The sequence below is a fragment of the Pseudomonas sp. MIL19 genome (genome assembly GCF_028680365.1).
Classification (GTDB): Bacteria; Pseudomonadota; Gammaproteobacteria; order Pseudomonadales; family Pseudomonadaceae; genus Aquipseudomonas; species Aquipseudomonas spirodelae.
This window is the reverse complement of the sequence record NZ_JAPPVG010000044.1, coordinates 1-20,202: the sequence shown is the minus strand read 5'-3', so window position 1 is coordinate 20,202 and position 20,202 is coordinate 1. Positions and strand designations below refer to the sequence as shown.

At 60.5% G+C, this 20,202-nt stretch carries 19 protein-coding genes; 12 read left to right on the top strand and 7 right to left on the bottom strand.

The annotated features are described in order from the left end of the window. Nucleotides 1-66 precede the first annotated feature (66 nt). Nucleotides 67-639 carry a hypothetical protein gene (locus tag N1078_RS18230; protein WP_274089511.1) on the bottom strand — a complete coding sequence of 191 codons (573 nt, stop codon included), beginning with the start codon at nucleotides 637-639 and terminating at the stop codon, nucleotides 67-69. Nucleotides 640-785: 146 nt separating this feature from the next. Further along, the gene (locus N1078_RS18225; protein WP_274089510.1) at nucleotides 786-3,170 is read right to left on the bottom strand and encodes a penicillin acylase family protein; all 2,385 of its coding nucleotides are present in this window, start codon (nucleotides 3,168-3,170) and stop codon (nucleotides 786-788) included. Between the two features lie 117 nt (nucleotides 3,171-3,287). On the opposite strand from N1078_RS18225, the gene N1078_RS18220 reads away from it, so the two are divergent. After that, on the top strand, nucleotides 3,288-4,361 hold the full coding sequence (locus tag N1078_RS18220) for an AraC family transcriptional regulator (protein WP_274089509.1): 1,074 nt from the start codon (nucleotides 3,288-3,290) through the stop codon (nucleotides 4,359-4,361). On the opposite strand, the gene N1078_RS18215 is transcribed toward N1078_RS18220, so the two are convergent. Next, nucleotides 4,311-5,810 carry a methyl-accepting chemotaxis protein gene (locus tag N1078_RS18215; protein WP_274089508.1) on the bottom strand — a complete coding sequence of 500 codons (1,500 nt, stop codon included), beginning with the start codon at nucleotides 5,808-5,810 and terminating at the stop codon, nucleotides 4,311-4,313. The two genes, N1078_RS18220 and N1078_RS18215, sit on opposite strands and share 51 nt — an antisense overlap. A 282-nt stretch (nucleotides 5,811-6,092) precedes the next feature. Beyond that, complete coding sequence (locus tag N1078_RS18210) at nucleotides 6,093-6,665, bottom strand: DUF6436 domain-containing protein (protein WP_274089507.1); 573 nt, start codon at nucleotides 6,663-6,665, stop codon at nucleotides 6,093-6,095. A 122-nt stretch (nucleotides 6,666-6,787) separates the two neighbouring features. Here N1078_RS18210 and N1078_RS18205 point away from each other — a divergent pair, with 122 nt between their 5' ends. Continuing rightward, nucleotides 6,788-7,720 carry an alpha/beta hydrolase gene (locus N1078_RS18205; protein ID WP_274089506.1) on the top strand — a complete coding sequence of 311 codons (933 nt, stop codon included), beginning with the start codon at nucleotides 6,788-6,790 and terminating at the stop codon, nucleotides 7,718-7,720. Here N1078_RS18205 and N1078_RS18200 read toward each other — a convergent pair. After that, the gene (locus N1078_RS18200; protein ID WP_274089505.1) at nucleotides 7,717-8,484 is read right to left on the bottom strand and encodes a hypothetical protein; all 768 of its coding nucleotides are present in this window, start codon (nucleotides 8,482-8,484) and stop codon (nucleotides 7,717-7,719) included. The genes N1078_RS18205 and N1078_RS18200 overlap by 4 nt on opposite strands. Before the next feature lie 122 nt (nucleotides 8,485-8,606). Here N1078_RS18200 and N1078_RS18195 point away from each other — a divergent pair, with 122 nt between their 5' ends. Genes N1078_RS18195 through N1078_RS18185 form a run of 3 tightly spaced genes read left to right on the top strand, consistent with a single transcriptional unit; the run spans nucleotide 8,607 to nucleotide 10,247 of the window. Then, a complete protein-coding gene (locus tag N1078_RS18195; protein WP_274089504.1) occupies nucleotides 8,607-9,239 on the top strand; it encodes a 2OG-Fe(II) oxygenase in 633 nt (210 codons plus the stop codon). Nucleotides 9,240-9,260: 21 nt separating this feature from the next. Beyond that, nucleotides 9,261-9,776, top strand: a complete 516-nt coding sequence (locus tag N1078_RS18190; protein WP_274089503.1) for a DUF523 domain-containing protein — start codon at nucleotides 9,261-9,263, stop codon at nucleotides 9,774-9,776. A gap of 36 nt (nucleotides 9,777-9,812) precedes the next feature. Beyond that, entirely contained in the window at nucleotides 9,813-10,247 is a 435-nt protein-coding gene (locus tag N1078_RS18185) for a DUF4399 domain-containing protein (RefSeq protein ID WP_274089502.1), read from the top strand. 203 nt (nucleotides 10,248-10,450) lie between these two features. On the opposite strand, the gene serA is transcribed toward N1078_RS18185, so the two are convergent. Further along, nucleotides 10,451-11,680, bottom strand: a complete 1,230-nt coding sequence (serA, locus tag N1078_RS18180) for a phosphoglycerate dehydrogenase (protein WP_274089501.1) — start codon at nucleotides 11,678-11,680, stop codon at nucleotides 10,451-10,453. Nucleotides 11,681-11,865: 185 nt separating this feature from the next. Between serA and N1078_RS18175 the strand changes: the two genes are divergently transcribed. The 5 genes from N1078_RS18175 (at nucleotide 11,866) to N1078_RS18155 (ending at nucleotide 16,556) form a co-directional block, all read left to right on the top strand. Then, nucleotides 11,866-13,260, top strand: a complete 1,395-nt coding sequence (locus N1078_RS18175) for an FAD-binding oxidoreductase (protein ID WP_274089500.1) — start codon at nucleotides 11,866-11,868, stop codon at nucleotides 13,258-13,260. 128 nt (nucleotides 13,261-13,388) lie between these two features. Further along, nucleotides 13,389-14,054, top strand: coding sequence for a fumarylacetoacetate hydrolase family protein (locus N1078_RS18170; protein ID WP_274089499.1), 666 nt, complete (start codon nucleotides 13,389-13,391; stop codon nucleotides 14,052-14,054). A 125-nt stretch (nucleotides 14,055-14,179) separates the two neighbouring features. Continuing rightward, a complete protein-coding gene (locus tag N1078_RS18165) occupies nucleotides 14,180-15,115 on the top strand; it encodes an SdiA-regulated domain-containing protein (protein ID WP_274089498.1) in 936 nt (311 codons plus the stop codon). 84 nt (nucleotides 15,116-15,199) lie between these two features. Then, a complete protein-coding gene (locus N1078_RS18160; protein WP_274089497.1) occupies nucleotides 15,200-15,547 on the top strand; it encodes a NirD/YgiW/YdeI family stress tolerance protein in 348 nt (115 codons plus the stop codon). An 88-nt stretch (nucleotides 15,548-15,635) separates the two neighbouring features. After that, nucleotides 15,636-16,556 carry an SdiA-regulated domain-containing protein gene (locus N1078_RS18155; protein ID WP_274089496.1) on the top strand — a complete coding sequence of 307 codons (921 nt, stop codon included), beginning with the start codon at nucleotides 15,636-15,638 and terminating at the stop codon, nucleotides 16,554-16,556. Here N1078_RS18155 and N1078_RS18150 read toward each other — a convergent pair. Next, nucleotides 16,537-17,934, bottom strand: coding sequence for a NorM family multidrug efflux MATE transporter (locus N1078_RS18150; RefSeq protein WP_274089495.1), 1,398 nt, complete (start codon nucleotides 17,932-17,934; stop codon nucleotides 16,537-16,539). The genes N1078_RS18155 and N1078_RS18150 overlap by 20 nt on opposite strands. 137 nt (nucleotides 17,935-18,071) lie before the next feature. Here N1078_RS18150 and N1078_RS18145 point away from each other — a divergent pair, with 137 nt between their 5' ends. Both N1078_RS18145 and N1078_RS18140 read left to right on the top strand, forming a co-directional pair. Continuing rightward, nucleotides 18,072-18,995 (top strand): LysR substrate-binding domain-containing protein, encoded by a 924-nt coding sequence (locus N1078_RS18145; RefSeq protein WP_274089494.1) that lies wholly within the window; start codon nucleotides 18,072-18,074, stop codon nucleotides 18,993-18,995. A gap of 291 nt (nucleotides 18,996-19,286) precedes the next feature. Beyond that, complete coding sequence (locus N1078_RS18140; RefSeq protein ID WP_274089493.1) at nucleotides 19,287-20,072, top strand: gamma-glutamyl-gamma-aminobutyrate hydrolase family protein; 786 nt, start codon at nucleotides 19,287-19,289, stop codon at nucleotides 20,070-20,072. Nucleotides 20,073-20,202 lie beyond the last annotated feature (130 nt).

The following is a 20,202-nucleotide window of genomic DNA, read 5'->3' as shown; positions in this document are numbered from 1 at the left end:
CTTTTGATCGATTTGCCGCTTTCAAAATCGGCGGAGGCTGAAGTTAGCCAGAAATACATGACTACTTCAGACCATCCCTAGTAGAATGCTGGATTTTTTGCATTCTTCAATGATTTGACTTAGAACTCTCGCATGCAGCTCATCATGTAACTGTAAATATGGGATTAGCTCAAACAGATAAATTTCTGTTTTGCTTTCTAGTTTTATTGCACGCCTCAATTGAACCGTTTCTAATGCGAGCCTTTCTGCTTGACTGCTTAACGCCTCAATTTTCTTAAGAGAGCTCCATAACTCAATGCTTTTGTTTGGTTTGAAGTTTGAAACTAAAAGCAGTAAGTCTGCTGATGTCGGTGAGAAATCTGTTTGCGGTTCTAATGTTAATTTTTCTTCACGTAGTCTGACTAGTTCATTTGCGACGATTCCGAGATTTTGATTCGCTATCCTTGCTGTTTCATCTATTGCTGCTCGGATTATTGAAACAACCTGCTCGTTTTTCTGTTTTTGTTCCACGGCACCAGTAACGCGGTACCAAATAGCACTTCCCGCTACGCCAACGAGGATACCTATGACTTCTTTTTGGCCCCAAAACTCAATGAGTGATGTGAGTGCAGCCAAAGTTACATTTCCTAGATTTTCCAATTTTTAAGTCCTTTGGCCTGGCTACGGATTAAAGAGAAGAAGCTAACTTTTGGTTAAGGTGCGTGCTTTGCGCGAGCGGTAGGTGATGTGTCGTCTGGCGAGAAACATCGCTGTTTCTCGCCGCGAACGGCAGCACGGCGTTTGCTTTAATCCGCGCGTGGTTGCAGTACCAGCTGGCTGCGGCTGTTGGCTTTGATCGCTTCGGCATCCAGGTGCATGGGTACGTACTCACCGCGCATATAGCGCTCGGCTTGGTCTTTGTAGTGCTTATCGAACAGCACGCCGCTCTGGCCGACCGGGTTGATGCCCAAGGCGCTGCTGGCGTCGGCCATGTCGATCAGGCGGCGGGTTGAGGGGCCGTAGACCACGGACCAGGGCGCCGGGCCGATGGGTTGCGAGAGGTTGTTCGGCGTTTCATGGCCGCCCGGTGCGGCGAATGGGCCGACGTTGAATAGCTTATCCAGCGGCTTTTGCTGGCCCAGCGGGTGGCTGTGGGTGAGGGTGTGCACGTTGCCCCAGGCCCATGTGCTCGCGTCATTGCCGAGGGTGCTGCGCAGGTGGGCGAGGCTGGCTTGCCAGGCGGCCTTGACGGTATCGGCGCGGCTTTCCACGGCGTCGCTGCCGCGTTTGTCCCACCACGGCGATGTGGCGTCGCTGGCCAGGCGCGGCAGGGCGCTGTCGAGTACGCGGGTTTGCAGCAGCGTGGCGAAAAAGGCCTCGCTCAGCTCGTCGGCCATGGCCTCAACCGTCAGCTGATATACCAGTTGGTTGAACAGCGTGGCGGCCGTGGCGTCGAGGGTGTGCTGGCCATCCCAGCCCAGCAGTTGCTCGACCAGCGCTTGCTCTTCGGCATCGCCTGCGGCGGCGCGCAGGTCGGCGGCCAGCGGCGTGAGCAGGCGTTGTGGGTAGCCAGTGCCGGGTTCCAGTTGCAGCGCCTGGCTGTTGTTCAGGTCCCATTTCACGCTGTTATCGCTGAGGCGCTGATTCAGGCGTTGGCCGCGGTCGGGCAGGTTGTAGTAGCCGGGAATCGCCATGCCGGTGGGCGACACGGGCTGGTAGTTGGCCGAGACGATATAGCCGCGCGCGGGGTTCTCTTCTTGCGGGTTGGCGCTGAAGGGGAAGTAGCCGTCTTTCTCCGCTTCACCGCTGGCGCCGTCGAGGATAAAGCTCGGGTTGACCCCGGCTGGGCGACGCGGCAGTTTCGCCGCAGCCCACCAGCCAATGTCCCCGCTGGCATTGGCCCAGACAATGTTCAGGCCTGGCGACTCGATGTTTTCCACGGCGGCGCGTGCCGTATCCAGGCTGTTGGCACGGTTGAGCTGATAAAAGCCGTCGAGGATCGGGTTGTCGGTTTCGAGGAACGCCCACCACATGGCAATCGGTGTGCTGCCGGCGGTTTCACCCAGGGCGCTGTTGATGATCGGCCCGTGCGGCGAGCGGCGAATGGTCAGGCTGACCGGTTCGGCATCCTTGACGCTGATCTGCTCTTCGCGGCTTTGCAGGTCGACCCACTGGCCGCGGTACCAGACCTGATTGGGGTTGTCCGGGTTGGTTTTTTCGGCGATCAGGTCGAGGTCATCGTTCTGGAACATGGTGATGCTCCAGGCAAATTCGTTGTTATGCCCCAGCGAAGCCACCGGGTTGAGCGCCTGGTGGTGACCGTACAGGCTGAAACCCGGGTAGCTGAGGTTGGCCTCGTACCACACCGACGGCACGGCGAAGCGAATATGCGGGTCGCCGGCCAATAGCGGTTTGCCGCTGGCCGTGCGGCTGCCGGATACAGCCCAGGCATTACTGCCTTCAAACTGCGGCAGGCCGGCTTCTTCCAAGGCGGCGAGGCTCAGCTCGGCGATGGCGTTCAGATCCTGCCAGTCGCCAGCGGCCAGTTGTTGCCCCACCACGCCCTGCGGGTGCCAGTCGAGGTCGAAGACCTTGAGGTAGTCCGCGCCCAGCTGATCGCGGATATGCGTCAGCACCGGTTCTGTGCGAAACGCCGCGGCGAAGCTGTAGGCCATATAGCCTGCAACGCTGAGGGTGTCGGCGGTGGTGAAGGGGCGTTTGTCGATGCCCAGAACATCGAACTCAATCGGCGCCGGATGGTTGGCCTGGTATTGGTTGATGCCGTCGAGGTAAGCCTGCAGCGCTTTGCTCGCCGTGGCGCTCATGTCCATCTTCGCGGCGTAACGGTCGGCATGTTCACGGATGCCCAAGGTGCGGAACAGGCGGTCGGTGTCGACCAGTTTGCTGCCAAGAATTTCCGCCAGCTCGCCACGCGCCAGGCGGCGGAGAATTTCCATCTGGAACAAGCGGTCCTGGGCGTGCACATAACCCAGGGCGCGGTACATATCGGCCTCATTTTGCGCCTGAATATGCGGTACGCCCCGCTCGTCGTAATCAACCGTGACTGCCGCCTGCAGGGCGTTCAGCTGCAGCTCGCCGGCACGTTGCGGCTGCTTGCTGTCGATGTACCAGTAAGCGCCGCCAGCAGTGGCGGCAACGATAACGGCCAGGGCAGTCAGGGTGCGTTTCATCGGGTGTTCCTTGTTTTATAGGTTTTATCAGCGCTGCCATTGTGCGGGCTGCCGGGTGCGCAGGCATTGACCAAATAGAGCTGGAGTGAAAGTCTTTGGTCAATTGATGGGGTTTATATGAAGCACGATCCGCATAACAGCATTGCCAGCACGTTGACCCATTCCTCGACCCTGCGCCGCCTGCTCTATGAGGCCTTGGCCGCGCTTGGCCTTGACCCAACCGACACCTACCGGCAGGCCTATCAGGGGGTGGTCTTGGCGCCGCCGCTGCTCAATGCCCGTGAAGACCACGACAATGCGCCACGCTTCTGGCAGGCGCTGGAAGGTATCAGCGGTGATGTGGACATTGGCCTGCACCTGGGCGAGACCATGCAGCCGCGTCCGATGGATGTGGTCGGCTACCTGCTGCTGGCCAGCCGTGACCTGGGGCAGGCCTTGGAGAGCTTTGTGCGTTTCCAGCACATCCTCTCCGGTGGCTTTGCCGCGCGTCTGGAGCTGGAGGGTGAGCAGGCGCGGCTGATTGTTGACCTCAATTACCGCGGCGTTGGCTCGTTGCGCCAGCAGATGGAGTGCCTGGCGTTGCTGCTGCAGAAGATGCTAGCGAGCATTAATAACGACGGTAGTTTTCATCTGTCGGGGCTGGATTTCCGCCATCCGGCGCCGCGTCGGCAAAGTGAGCACCGGCGCTTGTTTGGCCTGCTGCCGCGCTTTGCCCAGGCCCACGATGCGCTGATTTTTACGCGTGCCTGGCTCGGCCGGCCGTCACGCAGCGCCAACCCCAGGCTGTTTGCGGTGCTGTGGGCGCAGGCTGAAGTGGAGTTGGCGGAGCTGCAGGAAAACCAGCTGCTCAATCGCGTGCGCTACTGGTTGGAGGTCAACTTGGGGGTGCAGCTGTGTGCGCTGGCGCATTGCGCCAAGGCCCTTGGTTTTAGCGCGGGGGCGTTGCAGCGGGCGTTGGCTGAGCAACAGCAGAGCTTTCGCCAACTGCACGATGAAGTGCGCCGCCTGCGCGCGCAAAGCCTGCTGGAGCAAGGGCTGGCCATCCGCGAAGTGGCCCGCGCCTGCGGCTTTGCCGAGTTGTCGCCGTTCTACCGCGCCTTCCGCCGCTGGCAGGGCGACACGCCGCAGGCCTATCGCCTATTAGCGACTGACGCGGAAGCGCCCGCTCAAACGGCTCAAGCGCTGCGCTAGCTGGCTGAGTTGCTGGCCATCGTTACTCAGCTTTTGCGCATCGGCGAGGGCTTCTTCGGCCACTTGCTGCACGCTGTGCAGGTGCTGGCTGACTTCCGCGCTTGTGGCGGCTTGCTCGTGGGTGGCGGCGGCGATCAGCTCGTTCATTTGGGTGATGGCGTTGATGTCTTGGGCCACGGCACCGAGCAGTTCGGCAGTGGCCTGGCTGTCCTGCACACAGCTGCGCACGCTGTCGCGACTTTCCTGCATGGCAGTCGCGGCTTGGCGGCTACCTTGTTGCAGGCCGCTGATGATTTGTTGGATTTCAGCGGTAGACAGTGCGGTTTTCTGCGCCAGGTTACGCACCTCATCCGCCACCACGGCAAAGCCACGGCCATGCTCGCCGGCGCGGGCGGCTTCGATCGCTGCGTTGAGGGCGAGCAGGTTGGTTTGGTCGGCAATCGAACGGATCACTTCCAGCACCTTGCCGATTTGCTCGGACTGCGCAGCCAGCGCCTTCACCTCGGTCTCAGTGACGTCGATTTGTGTGGCCAGTTTGCCGATCTCGCTGCGCACATGGTTGACCGACCGGCTGCCCTCGGCGGCTTGCTGGTTGGCGGTTTGGGCGGCGGTGGCGGCGCCATCAGCATGCCCGGCGACCTCATCAATAGCGGTGCTCATCTGCAGCATGGCTGAGCTCATGTAGATGATTTCACCTTGCTGCTTGTCTGCGCCGGTGCGCAGTTGGTCGGTGGCTTGCAGCAGGCTGTCCCCCATGCGTTGCAGGCCTTGGGTGTCTTTGATCACTTCACCGACCAGCTCATCAAGGGTGTCGAGAAAGTGGTTAAAGCCTTTGCTCACTTTGCCCTGGGCGCTGCTGCGGTAGCTGAGGTCGACCTCGTCATCGTTCTCAGTGAGTTTTTCGGCGGCTTGCATCAGCGCAGCACTTTCAACGGCTTCCGAGTGTGTCTGCACGGCGAGATAGATCAGAATTGCGCTTTCCACCACCACATACAGCGCATGCAGGAAGATGATCGGCCAGCTGCCATTCGGCAGTACCGTGACATCAACTCCGCGCGCTTGCAGGGCGTAGAAGCTCAGGTGATGCACGGCAATCACCAGGGCGGCGACCACAATCGGCAGCCAGTCGCGGTAGTACACCAGAACGGCCAGCAGCACGAAGATGCCGAAGTGCATTTCCAGCATGCCGCCGGCTTGGTTGATGTGCAGCGCCGACATCACCATAAACGCCGCGCCCATCACGCAACGCAGCAGGCGTTGGCCGCTGATCAGTTGGTTAAGCACGCTCACCACCGCCGCCGTACCGCCACCCACCAGCAGTGCCTGGCCCCAGGTGCCATGCCATGCCGCGAGACCGAGCGAGAAGAGGACCATCAGCCAGAGCACACCCAACATGATGCGATCCGCTTTACGGTAGTGCTGCTGCAGTGGGGAAAGCCTGTTAGGCATGGCGAGAGACTCGAAAGGTTGCGTTGCCGTCGTGATGGGCTGGTAACCGTCACGTGGTGATGTCTTTTTTAAACATAATACTTGTACATTATAGTAGCTTTGTACAATTCTTGTTGAGAATTTATAGGCCTCGTATTGAGCCAGCGATGGGCCTTACAACCCCTATATCGACAAATTCAGTCTAGGCATGAACGCGGGTCTGTGCGTTTTTGCAGCGGCGCGACTACTGGCTCCGTCGGTAGCACCTGCACTCGGCAGCCAGTATCAGAGCGATTGCCGGCGTCAGTTGTCCTGCCAGTCGCAGAAGCAGCCGAGCGCCAGGGTGTTGCTGGCATTCACCGCGCGGCCTTCGATCAGGGCGTCGAGAATCGGTTCGATAAAGCTGTTGCTTGAGGTGCAGGTGGCCCCTTCGCTGTAGGGGCCAAAGTAGGCCAGTTGACCGTTTCGGTCCCAAACGGCCACCGCCGGGCTGGCCGGAATCTGATCGCTACCAGGCAGTGCTGCCAGTGGTTGCAAGGCGCTCAGAATGCTCGGCAGTTGGCCTTTGGTGCCAGGCTTTTGTACGGCATAAAAGCTCACGCCTTGCGGGCCAAAACGCTCGGTCAAATCGGCCAGGTGCTGCTGGTTGCCGATATTGCACGGGCAGGTTGGGTCCCAGAAGTGCACCAGGCGGATCGGCCCAGGGCCGGCCAGTTCGTCCGGTAGGCGCAGTTGTTCACCATAGAACAGGGCGGTCTGGTCGCTGAAGCTGCGCAGGTAGCGCGCCTCGTACCACCAGTAGGCAACAAGCATGGCGGCGGCCCAGAGCAGAATCAGCAGGCTGGCGAGTAGGGTGTTACGCGAGGGTAGGGTCATGAGCAGTCTTCGTTAAACAGGCGTGCAGCTTGCCATGGCTGGCGCGACAGCAGAATATCGGCCACCGGATAAAGCCGCTCCAGATGCCCTGCGAGTGCCCCTGTGTGATTGTTGGAAGCCCCATGCCAGAGCCGTTTCAGCCGCAAAACCTGATTGCCAGTCTGCGACCCTTGGCCGCAGCGCATTCGCTGTCGTCAGCGGAGCAGGCGTATCGGCAGTTCTATGGCTTCAGCGATGCGTTGGCTACATGCACCTGCATGGGTTGGTTGCAGGCGGGGGGCTATCAGATTGCCGCGCAAGCGTGGTGGCCAGAGCAGCCGCGCGCCACTCTGCTGCTGCTGCACGGTTATTACGATCATGTGGGCCTGTATCGGCATGTGATCGAGTGGGCGCTGGGGCAAGGCTTTGCCGTGCTCGCCTGCGACCTGCCAGGGCATGGCTTATCCAGCGGTGCGCGCGCCAGCATTGGTGATTTTGCTGAGTACCAGACGGTGTTACGTGCGCTGCTGGCCGCTGCTGCTGAGCTGGCTTTGCCGCCGCCCTGGCACCTGTGTGGGCAGAGCACGGGTGGGGCGATCCTGATTGACTACCTGCTGACGGGTGAGCCTGTCGCGCAAATTGGCGAAACCATCCTGCTGGCCCCGCTGGTGCGTCCGCGTGCCTGGGGTTGGTCGCAGCTGAGCTACCGGGTGATGCGCCACTTCGTCAGCGAGATCCCCCGGCGCTTTAGCGTTAACTCCAGCGATGCGGCGTTTATCGAGTTCGTCCATCACCACGATCCGTTGCAGCCGCGTAATTTACCGACCGCCTGGGTTGGGGCGCTGAGCCGCTGGGTGCCGCACATTGAGGCCGCGCCGCGCAGTACGCGCAGCCCGTTGATCGTGCAGGGGGAAGCGGACATGACCGTGGCTTGGCGGCATAACCTCAAGGTGTTACAGGACAAGTTCGCCGCGCCGCAGATCCTGCGCCTGCCCGAAGCGGGCCACCATCTGGCCAATGAAGCGCCGGCCTTGCGCCAGCGCTATTTCGACTTTCTCAGCCAGCGGCTGGGCTAGATGCCGCTGGGGGCCGGGGCCAGGTTAGCCGTGTTCTGGCCAACAGCCAGGCCGCTGCGGATGGCGGCCAGGGCAGCCTGGTAATAGGCCTTGCCGGCGTCTGACTGGGAAAAGCTGACAAATTCCTCCAGCTCGGCATCACTCAGCTCACGGTAAACGTGCAGCAGGGTGTTATCCAGGTCGGCGCCGATTTGCTCCATCAGGCGCTGGCGTTGACTGTTAAGCAGGGCTTGCGCGCTGTCGCCACCGAGTAAGCCGGGGAGCATCTGGCTGAGGCTGTCGGCGGCCACGCCAGCGAGTGCCAGGCTGACTTCGGCACCGGCCTCTTTGGCGGGCAGAGCCTGAGCCAGATGACGGATCTGTAGGCGTCGGGTGGCGCTGGCGTCGCTGCGCGGCAAGCCGTTGGCGTAGCGCGCCAGTTGGTCGCTACGGGTGGCGAGCAGTTCGGCATCGACAATCTTGCGGCCCACGGGCGACTGGAAAAACTGCAAGGCGGCGGTGGGTTGTTCGAGGTTCTGACGCAAGCCCTGTTGCGCGCGCTGATCCACGGCGGCAGCGGCAAAGCGCTGGTTGCTGTTATTCACCAACGCCTGATGCACCGCCGGCGGCAAGCTGCTGCGGTAGCGTTCCTGGGCGGCCTGCAAGGCGTCGCTGAAGTGCATGCGCTGCTGCGGCCAGCCGGCCGCCTGATACAGCTGCAGGTAATCATCCGCCAAGGCGGGCAGGCTCAGCAGCAGGGTTAGAACAACGGCAAGGGCGCGCATAGTGACTCCATTCGTGGGGCGGCTATTTTCGGTGTGCATTAAGAGCTTGTCGAGGTCAGTCAGCGGGCTGCTAGAATCGCAAACCTGTATCTAGGCAGGTACTCATTCCTTCGGGGCGATCCTTGAACACCTGCTCATCTAACGACCTCAACGCCCGTGTGGCGTGCATTATCGATGACTTGGCCGAACGTGGCTGGTCACTGCAAACACACTTCATTGCCCCCACTCTGACCCTTGAACTGGCCGAAGAGTGCCGTAAACGTGCGGCCGCCGGCTTATTGGTGCGGGCTGGCGTCGGTCGTAGCGCCCTGGCGGTGATCAACGAAGGGCTGCGCGGTGACCATATTCAGTGGCTGGAGGCCGGGCAAAACCCCGCCTGTGATCAATACCTGGCGCTGATGGATGGCCTGCGCCAAGCGCTTAATCAGGCGCTGTATCTGGGGCTGGAAGATTTTGAAAGCCACTTTGCCCTGTATCCGCCGGGGGCTTATTACAAAAGGCACCTGGATCGTTTTCGTGATGATGACCGTCGTGCGGTGTCGGTGGTGTTTTATCTGAATGAGCAATGGCAGGCTGAGCAAGGCGGTGAGTTGCGCCTGCATTTAGCCGACGGCAGCCACCATGACGTATTGCCTGTGGCGGGCAGCCTGCTGGTATTTCTCTCGGCAGAGATGCCCCATGAAGTGCTGCCGGCAACCCGCGAGCGGCTGTCACTGACCGGTTGGCTGCGTCGCCGGGGTAGCGGGCCGCTGTAACCGGCATAGCGAGAGGGGGGTATGCAGAAAATTCTGGTGAGTCGCTGCCTGTTGGGCCAACGCGTGCGCTATGACGGCGGTGCCCATGGCCCGTTTAGCCTGCTTGAGCGTTGGCAGGCGCAAGGCCGGGTTGTGCCGCTGTGCCCGGAAGTGGCTGGTGGCCTGCCAACCCCACGCCCACCTGCGGAAATTGCCGGTGGTCAGGGCGCGCAGGTGCTGGATGGGCGGATACCCGTGCTGACGGTGGAGGGCGAGGATGTCAGCGCCGCCTTTATTGCCGGGGCCAAGCAGGCGCTGGCCTTGGTCGCTCAGCATGGGATTCACATCGCGCTACTGAAGGCGCGCAGCCCTTCGTGCGGTAACCGCGAGAACTACGACGGCACGTTTAGCGGCACCAAGGTGGCCGGTGAGGGCGTTACCGCGGCCGCCTTGCGGCGCATGGGTGTGCAGGTGTTCAGCGAAGAAGAATTGCCGGCTGCCGAGGCCGCGTTACTGGCGCTGGAACAGGGCGCCGGCGGAACAATCGAGGCGGGCTAGGGTCGACTTCAGCAACATTCACCTGAAGGAGTCACTATGAAAGCCTTAATGATTGGCGCCGGCCTGTGCGCCACCCTGCTCGGCGCCGCGTCGTCGGCCTGGGCAGAGATGCCACGCAGCGCTGCGCCAGCGGATGCCGCGGTGTATTTCATTGAGCCGGCAGACGGCGCCACGGTCGATCAGACCTTCACCGTTAAGTTCGGCCTCAAGGGCATGGGCGTAGCCCCGGCGGGTGTCGATGTGCCGCACACCGGCCACCATCACCTGCTGGTTGACCTCAAGCAGGCGCCGGCCCTGGATCAGCCCTTGCCGATGACCGACAACGTGCGGCACTTCGGTAAAGGCCAAACCGAAACCGAGCTGACCCTGGCGCCTGGCAAGCACACGCTGCAACTGCTGGTTGGCGACAAGAACCACGTGCCGCTGAATCCATCGGTGATGTCCGAGACGATCAGCGTGACGGTGAAGTAAGGCGCTGCAACGCATACAAAAAAGGGAAGCCGAAGCTTCCCTTTTTTGTTGTCACAGCCTTTAGAAATTATTTCGGATCTAGCGAGCTAGAGCGAGACAAGGTAGAAATGGCCGAGGGCGCGGAGTTTACTGGCTGTAAATGAGCAGCCCGAGGCCATTTCTAACGCCGTATCGCCGACGCGCAGCAGATCGTGAACAAATTCTTAGAACAGGACGCGGCTACGGATGGTGCCATTCACGTGCTGCAACTTCTCCAGCGCCAGGTCGGAGTACTCTGCGTCGACGTCGATCACCACGTAACCAACCTTGGCATTGGTCTGCAGGAACTGACCGGAGATGTTGATGCCGTTTTCGGCGAACACGTTGTTGATCTCGCTCATCACGCCCGGCACGTTCTGGTGAATGTGCAACAGGCGGTGCTTGCCTGGGTGAGCCGGTAGAGCCACTTCAGGGAAGTTGACCGAAGACACCGAGGTGCCGTTGTCGCTGTACTTGACCAGTTTCTCGGCCACTTCCAGGCCGATGTTGGCCTGTGCTTCGGCGGTCGAGCCACCAATGTGCGGAGTCAGGATCACTCGATCCAGGCCACGCAGCGGGCTTTCGAACTCTTCGTCGTTGGACTTCGGCTCGACTGGGAACACGTCGATGGCGGCGCCAATCAGGTGCTCGTCCTTGATCGCTTCGGCCAGGGCTTCCAGCACCACCACGGTACCGCGTGCGGCGTTGATCAGGATGCCGCCTTTTTTCATGGCGCGAATTTCTTTCTCGCCAATCATCCACTTGGTGCTGTCGATCTCAGGCACGTGCAAGGAAACGATGTCGCTCATGCCCAGCAGCTCGGTGAGGCTGCCGATTTGGGTGGCGTTACCCAGCGGCAATTTGGTCAGCGGGTCGTAGAAAAACACCTGCATGCCCAGTGACTCGGCGAGTACCGAGAGCTGCGTGCCGATCGAACCGTAGCCGACGATGCCGAGCTTTTTGCCGCGGATCTCGAAGGAGTTAGCCGCCGATTTGATCCAGCCACCGCGGTGGCAGGAAGCGTTCTTCTCGGGGATGCCGCGCAGCAGCAGGATCGCTTGGGCCAGCACCAGCTCAGCGACCGAGCGGGTGTTCGAATACGGTGCGTTGAATACGGCGATGCCGCGCTCGCGGGCTGCATCCAGGTTGACCTGGTTGGTGCCGATGCAGAAGCAGCCTACAGCGACCAGACGCTTGGCGCAGTCGAAGACTTCTTCAGTCAGCTGAGTGCGCGAACGGATACCAATAAAGTGCGCGTCGGCGATCTTTTCTTTCAGCTCGTCGTCGGAGAGTGCGCCCTTGAGGTACTCGATGTTGGTGTAACCAGCGGCCTTCAGGGTGTCCACTGCATTCTGGTGGACGCCTTCAAGAAGAAGGAACTTGATCTTGCTCTTGTCGAGAGAGGTCTTGCTCATCGGAGTACCTGTTGTCCCACAAATAGTGTCAGGGAGGAGGCCGGGCGCGGCCGGCCGCAGCCCGCAGATCGGCCCGGGGGCACGATTCACGGGGGGCGTATGCTAGCATACGAGCCCCGCGAAACACCTATCCTGGCAGATGAAGCGTGCTCAGGGTGACCATGAATCGTTTGAGAGTTCCGTAGATGACCAACCCTGCGCTGATCGAAGAGCTGAAGACCCTGGTGGAGCCCGGCAAGGTGCTTACCGATGCCGATTCCCTCAACACCTACGGCAAGGACTGGACCAAGCATTTCGCCCCTGCGCCGCTGGCGATTGCCTTCCCCAAGAGCATCGAGCAGGTGCAAACGATCGTCCGTTGGGCTAATCAGCACAAGGTTGCACTGGTGCCGTCAGGTGGCCGTACCGGCTTGTCCGCTGGCGCCGTGGCCGCCAATGGTGAAGTGGTCGTCGCCTTCGACTACATGAACCAGATTCTCGAATTCAACGAATTCGACCGCACCGCCGTGTGTCAGCCGGGTGTGGTGACCAAGCAGCTGCAGATGTTCGCCGAAGATAAAGGCCTTTACTACCCGGTGGACTTCGCCTCGGCAGGTTCCAGCCAGATTGGCGGCAACATCGGCACCAATGCCGGCGGGATCAAGGTGATTCGCTACGGCATGACCCGTAATTGGGTCGCAGGTTTGAAAGTGGTCACCGGCACCGGCGAGCTGCTGGAGCTGAACAAGGACCTGATCAAAAACGCCACCGGCTATGACATGCGCCAGCTGTTTATCGGCGCCGAAGGCACCCTGGGTTTCGTGGTTGAAGCGACCATGCGTCTGGATCGCGCGCCGAAGAACCTCACCGCGATGGTGCTTGGTACGCCGGACTTCGATTCGATCATGCCGGTGCTGCACGCCTTCCAGAACAAGCTGGACCTGACTGCTTTCGAGTTCTTCTCCGACAAGGCCCTGGCCAAGATCATGGCCCGTGGCGATGTGCCGGCCGCCTTTGAAACCGACTGCCCGTTCTACGCTCTGCTGGAGTTCGAAGCCACCACCGAGGAAGTCGCCGAAGCGGCCCTGGCCACGTTCGAGCATTGCGTCGAGCAGGGCTGGGTGCTGGACGGCGTGATGAGCCAGAGCGAGCAGCAGCTGCAGAACCTGTGGAAGCTGCGCGAGTACATCTCGGAAACCATCAGCCACTGGACGCCGTACAAGAACGACATTTCGGTCACTGTCTCCAAGGTGCCGGCATTCTTGCATGACATCGATGCCATCGTCGGCGAGCACTACCCGGACTTCGAAATCGTTTGGTTCGGCCACATCGGCGACGGCAACCTGCACCTGAATATCTTGAAGCCGGAGAACCTGTCCAAGGACGAGTTCTTCGCCAAGTGCGCCACGGTCAACAAGTGGGTGTTCGAGACCGTGCAGAAGTACAACGGCTCGATCAGCGCCGAACACGGCGTGGGCATGACCAAGCGCGATTACCTGACCTACAGCCGCTCGGAAGCCGAGATTGGCTATATGAAGGCGATCAAGGCGGTGTTTGACCCGAACGGCATCATGAATCCGGGCAAGATCTTCCCGCTCTGACGGCTCAAGCCATTGCTAAAGGCGTTCAGCCGTAGCGCTAGCCAGGCTGCGCCTTTAGTCGAAACGACAGCGCGGCCTCACTCGTCCAGCATGGGCAATCCATTATTCAGCAGGCACAGGAGTCGGTGATGAGTTACCAGCATCAGTATGTCGATGGCACCCATATCCACTTTCCCATGGGCAAGGTGGTGTGTATTGGCCGTAATTACGCCGAGCATGCCAAGGAACTGAATAACCCGGTGCCGACCGAGCCGTTGCTGTTTATCAAGGCGGGCAGTTGTGTGGTGCCGCTGGATGACGGCTTTACCCTGGTTGAGGGTAAAGGCGATGTGCATTACGAGGCGGAAATCGCTGTGCTGATCGGTAAGCCGCTGTCGCGCACGCCGAATGCTGAGGAAGTACGCGATGCGATTTCCGGCTTTGCCCCAGCGTTAGACCTGACCCTGCGTGACCTGCAGGCGACGCTCAAGGCCAAGGGCTACCCCTGGGAAATCGCCAAGTCGTTTGACGGTGCCTGTGTGTTGGCGCCCTTTATTCCTGGTGATGCGATTGAGGATTTGGCGGATATTGGCATCCGCCTGGCGATCAATGGCGAGGTGCGTCAGGACGGCAACAGCCGTGACATGCTCAACCCGATTCTGCCGATGGTCCAGCACATCTGTGGGCATTTCAGCTTGCAGCCGGGCGATGTCATCCTTACCGGCACACCTGCGGGTGTGGGGGCGCTGCACAAAGGTGATGAGCTGGTTCTGGAGCTGGTTGGCCATAGCCGTTTCGCCAGCCGCGCGCTTTAATCGACGCCTGATCCGCAGCCTTGTTGGTGCAGGCACCTGGAGGTGCCTGCTGGCTTTGCGGTTTAACAGAAACTTAAGCGTAGCGCTCTAGTCTGACTGCCATCGTTCTTAATGAGTTGTGTGCGATGTCGATCTGGATTGCCCCACGGGGGCGGCTTTACCGGCGGATACTGCTGGTTGTTCTGCTGGCGGCTGGCCTGTTTTCAGTCAGTTATCTGCATTGGGATGATCGGCTGGCTTTTTGGGCCAAAGAGCAGCGGGTGAATGCCGACGAGCAGGCGCAGAGCATCTGGTTGCCGGGTTATCGGGCAATCCTGCAAGGCAAGCCCCTACAGGGGCTCGAAAACGAGGAGTTGTCCGGGCTGACCTACAGCGCCGAGACCAATACGCTGTTCACCGTCACCGGGAAACGTCCACAGCTGATCGAGCTGACCCTCACGGGGGAGGTGATTCGGCGCATCGTTCTGCATGGCTTTGCCAACCCTGAAGGGGTGGAAATGCTCTCCGGTGGTCGTTTGGCGATTATTGATGAGCGCAAGCGCACCCTCACCACGTTCAAGCTCGGCGCGCTGACCCATAGCCTGGAATTTGCCGACTTGGCCTCTTATGACCTGGGGTTTGCCGATGCCGGCAATAAGGGCTTCGAGGGGATTGCCTGGGACGGTCGCAATGAGCGCGTGTTACTGGGTAAGGAGCGTGGCCCATTGGGCCTGTTCAGCCTGCCGTTTCCCGGTGAGGAGGGCGCCGCCGGTACCCTGCAGCCGATGACGTCCGGGCATCTGTTTCTGCGCGATATTTCCTCGTTGAGCTACGACGCCCGCACCGGCCATGCGCTGGTGCTGTCAGATGAATCGCGGCTGTTGCTGGAAGTGGACGAGCAGGGCGAGCCGGTTAGCTTTATCAGCCTGGCCCGAGGCATGAATGGCCTGCAGCGTGGCATCGCTCAGGCCGAAGGGGTGACCATGGATGCGGACGGCAATATTTATATCGTTAGCGAGCCCAACCTGTTCTATGTGTTGCGCAAAGAACCGGCGAGCGCGCCGCCCGCCCAAGCGGATTAAGCTTGGGTTAAGCACCGATTAAGCCTGATTTCAGCTACGCCTTCTATTCTGGTTACATCAACTAACCAACTGGAGGGTTATCCCATGAAGCGTTTCACCTTGGCTTTACTGCTGGCACCACTGTTTTCCACTGCCGCACTGGCGACCGGCTATACCGGCCCTGGTGCGGTCACCCAAGTCACCACGGTGGCCGCGGCGCTGGAGGCTGCTGACGACACGCCAGTGCTGCTGCAAGGGCAAATCGTCAAGCGTCTGCAGGACGAGTTGTATGAATTCAAGGATGCCAGCGGCACCATCACGGTTGAAATTGACGATGAGCACTGGCCAGCCCAGGCTATTTCCGAAACGGCGACAGTGAAGATCACCGGCGAAGTCGACCTTGATCTGACCAGCCGCGAAATCGATGTCGAGCACCTTGAATTGGTCAAGTAACTCGCCCCATCGAGTGTCTACGTAAGCCCGAAGCCTTGCTTCGGGCTTACGCCGTTATGTCACCGGTTATTGTTGAGAGTGCAGCGCGATGCGAGATCATTTCACCCTGAAACGCCTGCTGCTGAGTCTTGCTGCGCTGCTGTTGCTGCTACTTGCACTCTTCGCGCAGGAATACCGTCTGTTTGAGCGGGCCTGGTTCAACGTGCAGCAGTGGCAACAGGCGAGCACCGGCCAGCAGGCGCCTATGCTGCTCTCGGACTATCAGGTGGATATCGAGGCGCAGGTGATTGAGGGGTTGGATGATGATGTCTCGGCGCTGACCTACGACCCGGACCGCAAGAGCTTGTTTACCGTAACCAATCAGAAGGCGCAGCTGATCGAGCTGTCGCTGGATGGCAAGTTACTGCGGCGTATCGACCTGCATGGTTTTGGCGATGCCGAGGCGGTCGAGTACATCGGCAAGGGCTTGTATGTCATCACTGACGAACGACGTCAGCGGCTGATCAAGGTGCGCGTGGATGACAGCACTACAGCCCTGCATGCCGAGCAGTCCCAGCAGCTGTCGTTGAGCATTGGTCTGAGTGGCAACAAGGGCTTTGAGGGGTTGGCCTACGATTCGGTCGGCCAGCGCCTGTTTGTCGCCAAGGAGCGTGACCCACTGCGTATCTACGAAATCCATGGCTTCCCCCAGCTCGATTCGGCGCAGCCGTTTGCCGTGCATGTGGTGGATGACCGGCAGCGCGACGCTAGGTTGTTTGTGCGTGACCTTTCCAGCTTGCAGTTCGATGAGCGCAGCGGGCACTTGCTCGCGTTATCCGACGAGTCGCGGCTGGTGCTGGAGCTGGACACCGAGGGCAAACCGATCAGTAGCCTGTCACTGCTGAGGGGCCGAAACGGCCTTAAACGCAGTGTGCCCCAGGGCGAAGGGATTGCGATGGATGACCAGGGTGTCCTTTACCTGGTCAGTGAGCCGAACCTGTTCTACCGCTTCAAGAAGCCTGGGGCTTAAGCTGTGACGTAAGCGCGGCGGTTGAGGGTTGCAACAGGCGAGCGGTCTTCCATTCAAAACCCAGGGTTAAGCCGATGGCGGCGCAGGCCAGGCCAACGGCCAGCCCCCACCACACGCCATGAGCGCCCCAGCCGAGGGGGAATGCCAGCGTCCAGGCCAGCGGCGCACCCACGGCCCAATAGCAGCCGAGGCCGACCCAGAAGGTGGTCTTGGCGTCCTTGAGGCCACGAATCGCGCCCATGGCGATGGTTTGGATGCCGTCGAAGAACTCGAACCAAGCGGCAATTGCCAGCAGGGCCACGGCCAGCGCTACCACCTCGTGATAGGTCGGGTCTGCGGAGTCGAGAAACAGTCCAATTACCCAGTGCGGGGCAAGCCAGAACAGGCCGGCAAACCCCAGCATGCACAGCGCGCCCAGGCCCAGCCCGAGGCGCCCGGCTTGCCTGGCTTGCAGCAGGCGGCCGGCGCCGAAGTGTTGGCCGATGCGGAAGGTCACTGCGTAGGAAATCCCCACCGGCACCATAAACGCCACGTACACCGACATGATCGCGATCTGGTGTGCCGCCAGTTGCGTGCTGCCCAGCGCGCCCATGCACAGCGCGGCAAAGGCAAACAGGCCTGACTCCACCGCATAGGTGCCGCCAATCGGCAGGCCTAGGCGCAGCAGTTCTTTCAGCTCAGCCCACACCGGCCGCAGCAGCCCGCGCCACAACGGATAAGGGCTGTAGGCGCTGTGGTGCAGTACATGCCAGGCCAGCAGCAGTGCCATGATATTCATCACCACGGCAGTCACCAGGCCGATCCCGGCCAGGCCCAGTGACGGCAAGCCGAACCAGCCCTTGATCAAGGCATAGTTGAGCGCGAAGTTGGCCAGCGCGCCGCCGATGCTGATGGCCATTACCGGGCCAGGGCGGCCAATGGCGCTGGTGAAGCCGCGCAGCGCCATAAAACTCATATAGCCGGGCAGGGCAAACACCAGGGTTGAGAGAAATTGCATGGCGCCGCTGACGTTCTGCGGCTGCTGGCCGAAATACAGCAGCGCCGGGCCGAGGTGCCACAGCGCCAGCCCGGCCAGCAGCGCCAGGCCCCAACCGAGCCACAGGCCGTTCTGGGTCAACCGGGTCACGCCGGCGGCGTCCTGCGCGCCATGGCGTATCGCCACCAGATTGCCGACCGAGGCAATCACCCCCACGCAGAAGATCGAGACAAAGGAATAGCTGGCCGCCCCCAGGCCGCCGGCTGCCAAAGTGGCGGGGCCGAGCAGGCCCATCATTACCGTGTCGGTAAACACCATTAGTACATGCGCCAGTTGCGCCGCAATTAGCGGCCCGGCAAGTTTCAAGATGGCGCGTAGCTCGCCACGAAGCGGTTGCAGCATGATGAGTTCTACTCAGTTAGAAGGCTTGCTCGGGTGCTCCGTGCAGGCAGAGAATGCGCAATTTTCCAGCGCTATTGGTGCTGGCACAAAAGGATAATAGCGATGCCAGATATGACTATTACTCATGGATTAACCGTATGAACCCGCGCTTGCCGCCGTTGTATGCCTTGCGCGCCTTTGAAGCGGCAGCGCGGCACTGCTCCTTCACCCGCGCCGGCGAAGAGTTGGCGATTACCCAGAGTGCGGTCAGCCGCCATGTGCGCACCCTTGAAGAGCACTTTGCCTGTCGCCTGTTTGAGCGCCGGGGCCGCAGCCTGCAACTCACCGAGACGGCGCGCCTGCTACTGCCAGGGCTGCGTGATGGCTTTGAGGCGCTGGAACGCGCCTGCAACACCCTGCGCGTCGATGACAGCGTGCTGCGCCTAAAAGCCCCCTCGACACTGACCATGCGTTGGTTGCTGGCGCGCCTGTCGCATTACCGCCTGAGCAGTGCCAGCGAAGTGCAGCTGACCAGTGCCTGGATGGATGTGGACAAGGTGGACTTTCTGCATGAGCCGTTCGACTGCGCGGTGCTGCTCGGGCAGGGCGACTTTCCGGAGGAATGGGAAAGCACTGAGCTGTTTGCCGAGTGGCTGATCCCCGTCTGCGCCCCTGAGGCCTTGAGCGAAGAGCCCTGGGATCTGTCGCGTTTACAGCGCGCCGAGTTGTTGCACCCCACCCCGGATCGCCGCGATTGGCGGCGCTGGTTGCAGGCCATGGGGCTGGCCGATCAAGTGCCGCTCAAGGGTGGCCAGGTGTTCGACACCCTAGAGCTGGGCATCGTGGCGGCCGCGCGCGGTTATGGCGTATCCATCGGCGACTTGGTGATGGTCGCCGAGGATGTCGCGCAAGGGCGGCTCGGTCTGCCTTGGCCCAGTGCAGTGCCCAGCGGCGACAGCTACTACCTGGTTTGGCCCAAGGCGCGGCGTGGTCAGGAGCGTTTCCGGAGGCTGCGTGATTATTTGTTGGCTGACGTAGCGGCCATGCAATTACCGCCAGTGCAGCGCCTGCCGGGGGATTAAATCAGCTGCGCCAAGGCGTAAAAAATATTGGACTAATGAATTGCGTGCTTTAAGTTTTTATTATTAATTTTCAATGGTTTATAGGTTATTAGTCGCAAGTTTATGGCTGTCTTGATGGGCGTTTGTCAAACAATTTGCACTTATTCGTTTGACATATTTTACGGCTTTGGCAGACTTGCTCGCAGGGTTTAGGGGCTTCTAAGTCCTTAAACCACGCGCACAACAGGGTGCGTGCCACAGTGTTTGACGCCCTGCATAGCAATGGCCGGCTGTCCGGCCCCAAGGTGAAGTATGTCCAACAACGATACCAACAAGCGCCCTGCGGCGCGTAAACCGGTGGTCCTGATGTCCATGGGCACCCAGGAACGCAAAGGCCACGCTTATCAGGTCATGACCCACAAATACATCACGCCGTTGGCGGAGATAGCTGGCTGTGTGCCGGTATTGGCCCCGAGCTGCTGTGGCGTCGATGACATCGACCAGTACCTGTCCATGGTCGATGGTGTGTACCTGACGGGTGCGGGGAGCAATATCGACCCGGCGCTGTACGGTCAAAAGAACAAAACCCCGAGCAAGGGCCAGGATAAAGAGCGTGATCTGTTTGATATTCCGCTGATTCGCGCGGCCCTCAAGCGCGGTTTGCCGTTGTTCGCCATTTGCCGTGGTATGCAGGAAATAAACGTGGCGCTGGGTGGCACCATTCACCAGAAAGCCTACGAAGTACCGGGCTTGAACGATCACCGTGAAGACTCAAACGACCCAGTGGCAGTGCAGTATGCCGACAGCCATACCGTGCAGGCGCTGCCCGGCAGCTGGTTTGCTGAGCTGATGGGCGATGCGGCGTTCCCGGTTAATTCGCTGCATGGCCAGGCGCTTGATCAGTTGGGTGAGGGCGTTGAGGCTCTGGCCCACGCTGAAGATGGTTTGGTTGAGGCGATTCACCTGCCGGGCGTTGAGCAGTTCACCTTGGCGGTGCAATGGCACCCGGAGTGGCAGGCTGCGCAAAACCCGCATTCGGTGAAAATCTTCAAAGCGTTTGGCGACGCTTGCCGTGAGTACGCCGCACAGCGCGACTAACACTCCGCTTTGCCTTGCTGTATCAAAGAAGCCCCGCATGCGGGGCTTCTTTATGGTGCGCCAGGCATGGCGCGTAGCGCCGTGACTGGCGCTGTCGGGTTCACTGTGGTGGTGAGCCTGGCGACTTGGA

Excerpts from the sequence above, each read along its gene's own strand:
- N1078_RS18225 (WP_274089510.1), bottom strand. The coding sequence starts at position 3,170 with ATGAAACGCACCCTGACTGCCCTGGCCGTTATCGTTGCCGCCACTGCT.
- N1078_RS18220 (WP_274089509.1), top strand. The coding sequence starts at position 3,288 with ATGAAGCACGATCCGCATAACAGCATTGCCAGCACGTTGACCCATTCC.
- N1078_RS18215 (WP_274089508.1), bottom strand. The coding sequence starts at position 5,810 with ATGCCTAACAGGCTTTCCCCACTGCAGCAGCACTACCGTAAAGCGGAT.
- N1078_RS18210 (WP_274089507.1), bottom strand. The coding sequence starts at position 6,665 with ATGACCCTACCCTCGCGTAACACCCTACTCGCCAGCCTGCTGATTCTG.
- N1078_RS18205 (WP_274089506.1), top strand. The coding sequence starts at position 6,788 with ATGCCAGAGCCGTTTCAGCCGCAAAACCTGATTGCCAGTCTGCGACCC.
- N1078_RS18200 (WP_274089505.1), bottom strand. The coding sequence starts at position 8,484 with ATGCGCGCCCTTGCCGTTGTTCTAACCCTGCTGCTGAGCCTGCCCGCC.
- N1078_RS18190 (WP_274089503.1), top strand. The coding sequence starts at position 9,261 with ATGCAGAAAATTCTGGTGAGTCGCTGCCTGTTGGGCCAACGCGTGCGC.
- N1078_RS18185 (WP_274089502.1), top strand. The coding sequence starts at position 9,813 with ATGAAAGCCTTAATGATTGGCGCCGGCCTGTGCGCCACCCTGCTCGGC.
- serA (WP_274089501.1), bottom strand. The coding sequence starts at position 11,680 with ATGAGCAAGACCTCTCTCGACAAGAGCAAGATCAAGTTCCTTCTTCTT.
- N1078_RS18175 (WP_274089500.1), top strand. The coding sequence starts at position 11,866 with ATGACCAACCCTGCGCTGATCGAAGAGCTGAAGACCCTGGTGGAGCCC.
- N1078_RS18170 (WP_274089499.1), top strand. The coding sequence starts at position 13,389 with ATGAGTTACCAGCATCAGTATGTCGATGGCACCCATATCCACTTTCCC.
- N1078_RS18165 (WP_274089498.1), top strand. The coding sequence starts at position 14,180 with ATGTCGATCTGGATTGCCCCACGGGGGCGGCTTTACCGGCGGATACTG.
- N1078_RS18160 (WP_274089497.1), top strand. The coding sequence starts at position 15,200 with ATGAAGCGTTTCACCTTGGCTTTACTGCTGGCACCACTGTTTTCCACT.
- N1078_RS18155 (WP_274089496.1), top strand. The coding sequence starts at position 15,636 with ATGCGAGATCATTTCACCCTGAAACGCCTGCTGCTGAGTCTTGCTGCG.
- N1078_RS18150 (WP_274089495.1), bottom strand. The coding sequence starts at position 17,934 with ATGCTGCAACCGCTTCGTGGCGAGCTACGCGCCATCTTGAAACTTGCC.
- N1078_RS18145 (WP_274089494.1), top strand. The coding sequence starts at position 18,072 with ATGAACCCGCGCTTGCCGCCGTTGTATGCCTTGCGCGCCTTTGAAGCG.
- N1078_RS18140 (WP_274089493.1), top strand. The coding sequence starts at position 19,287 with ATGTCCAACAACGATACCAACAAGCGCCCTGCGGCGCGTAAACCGGTG.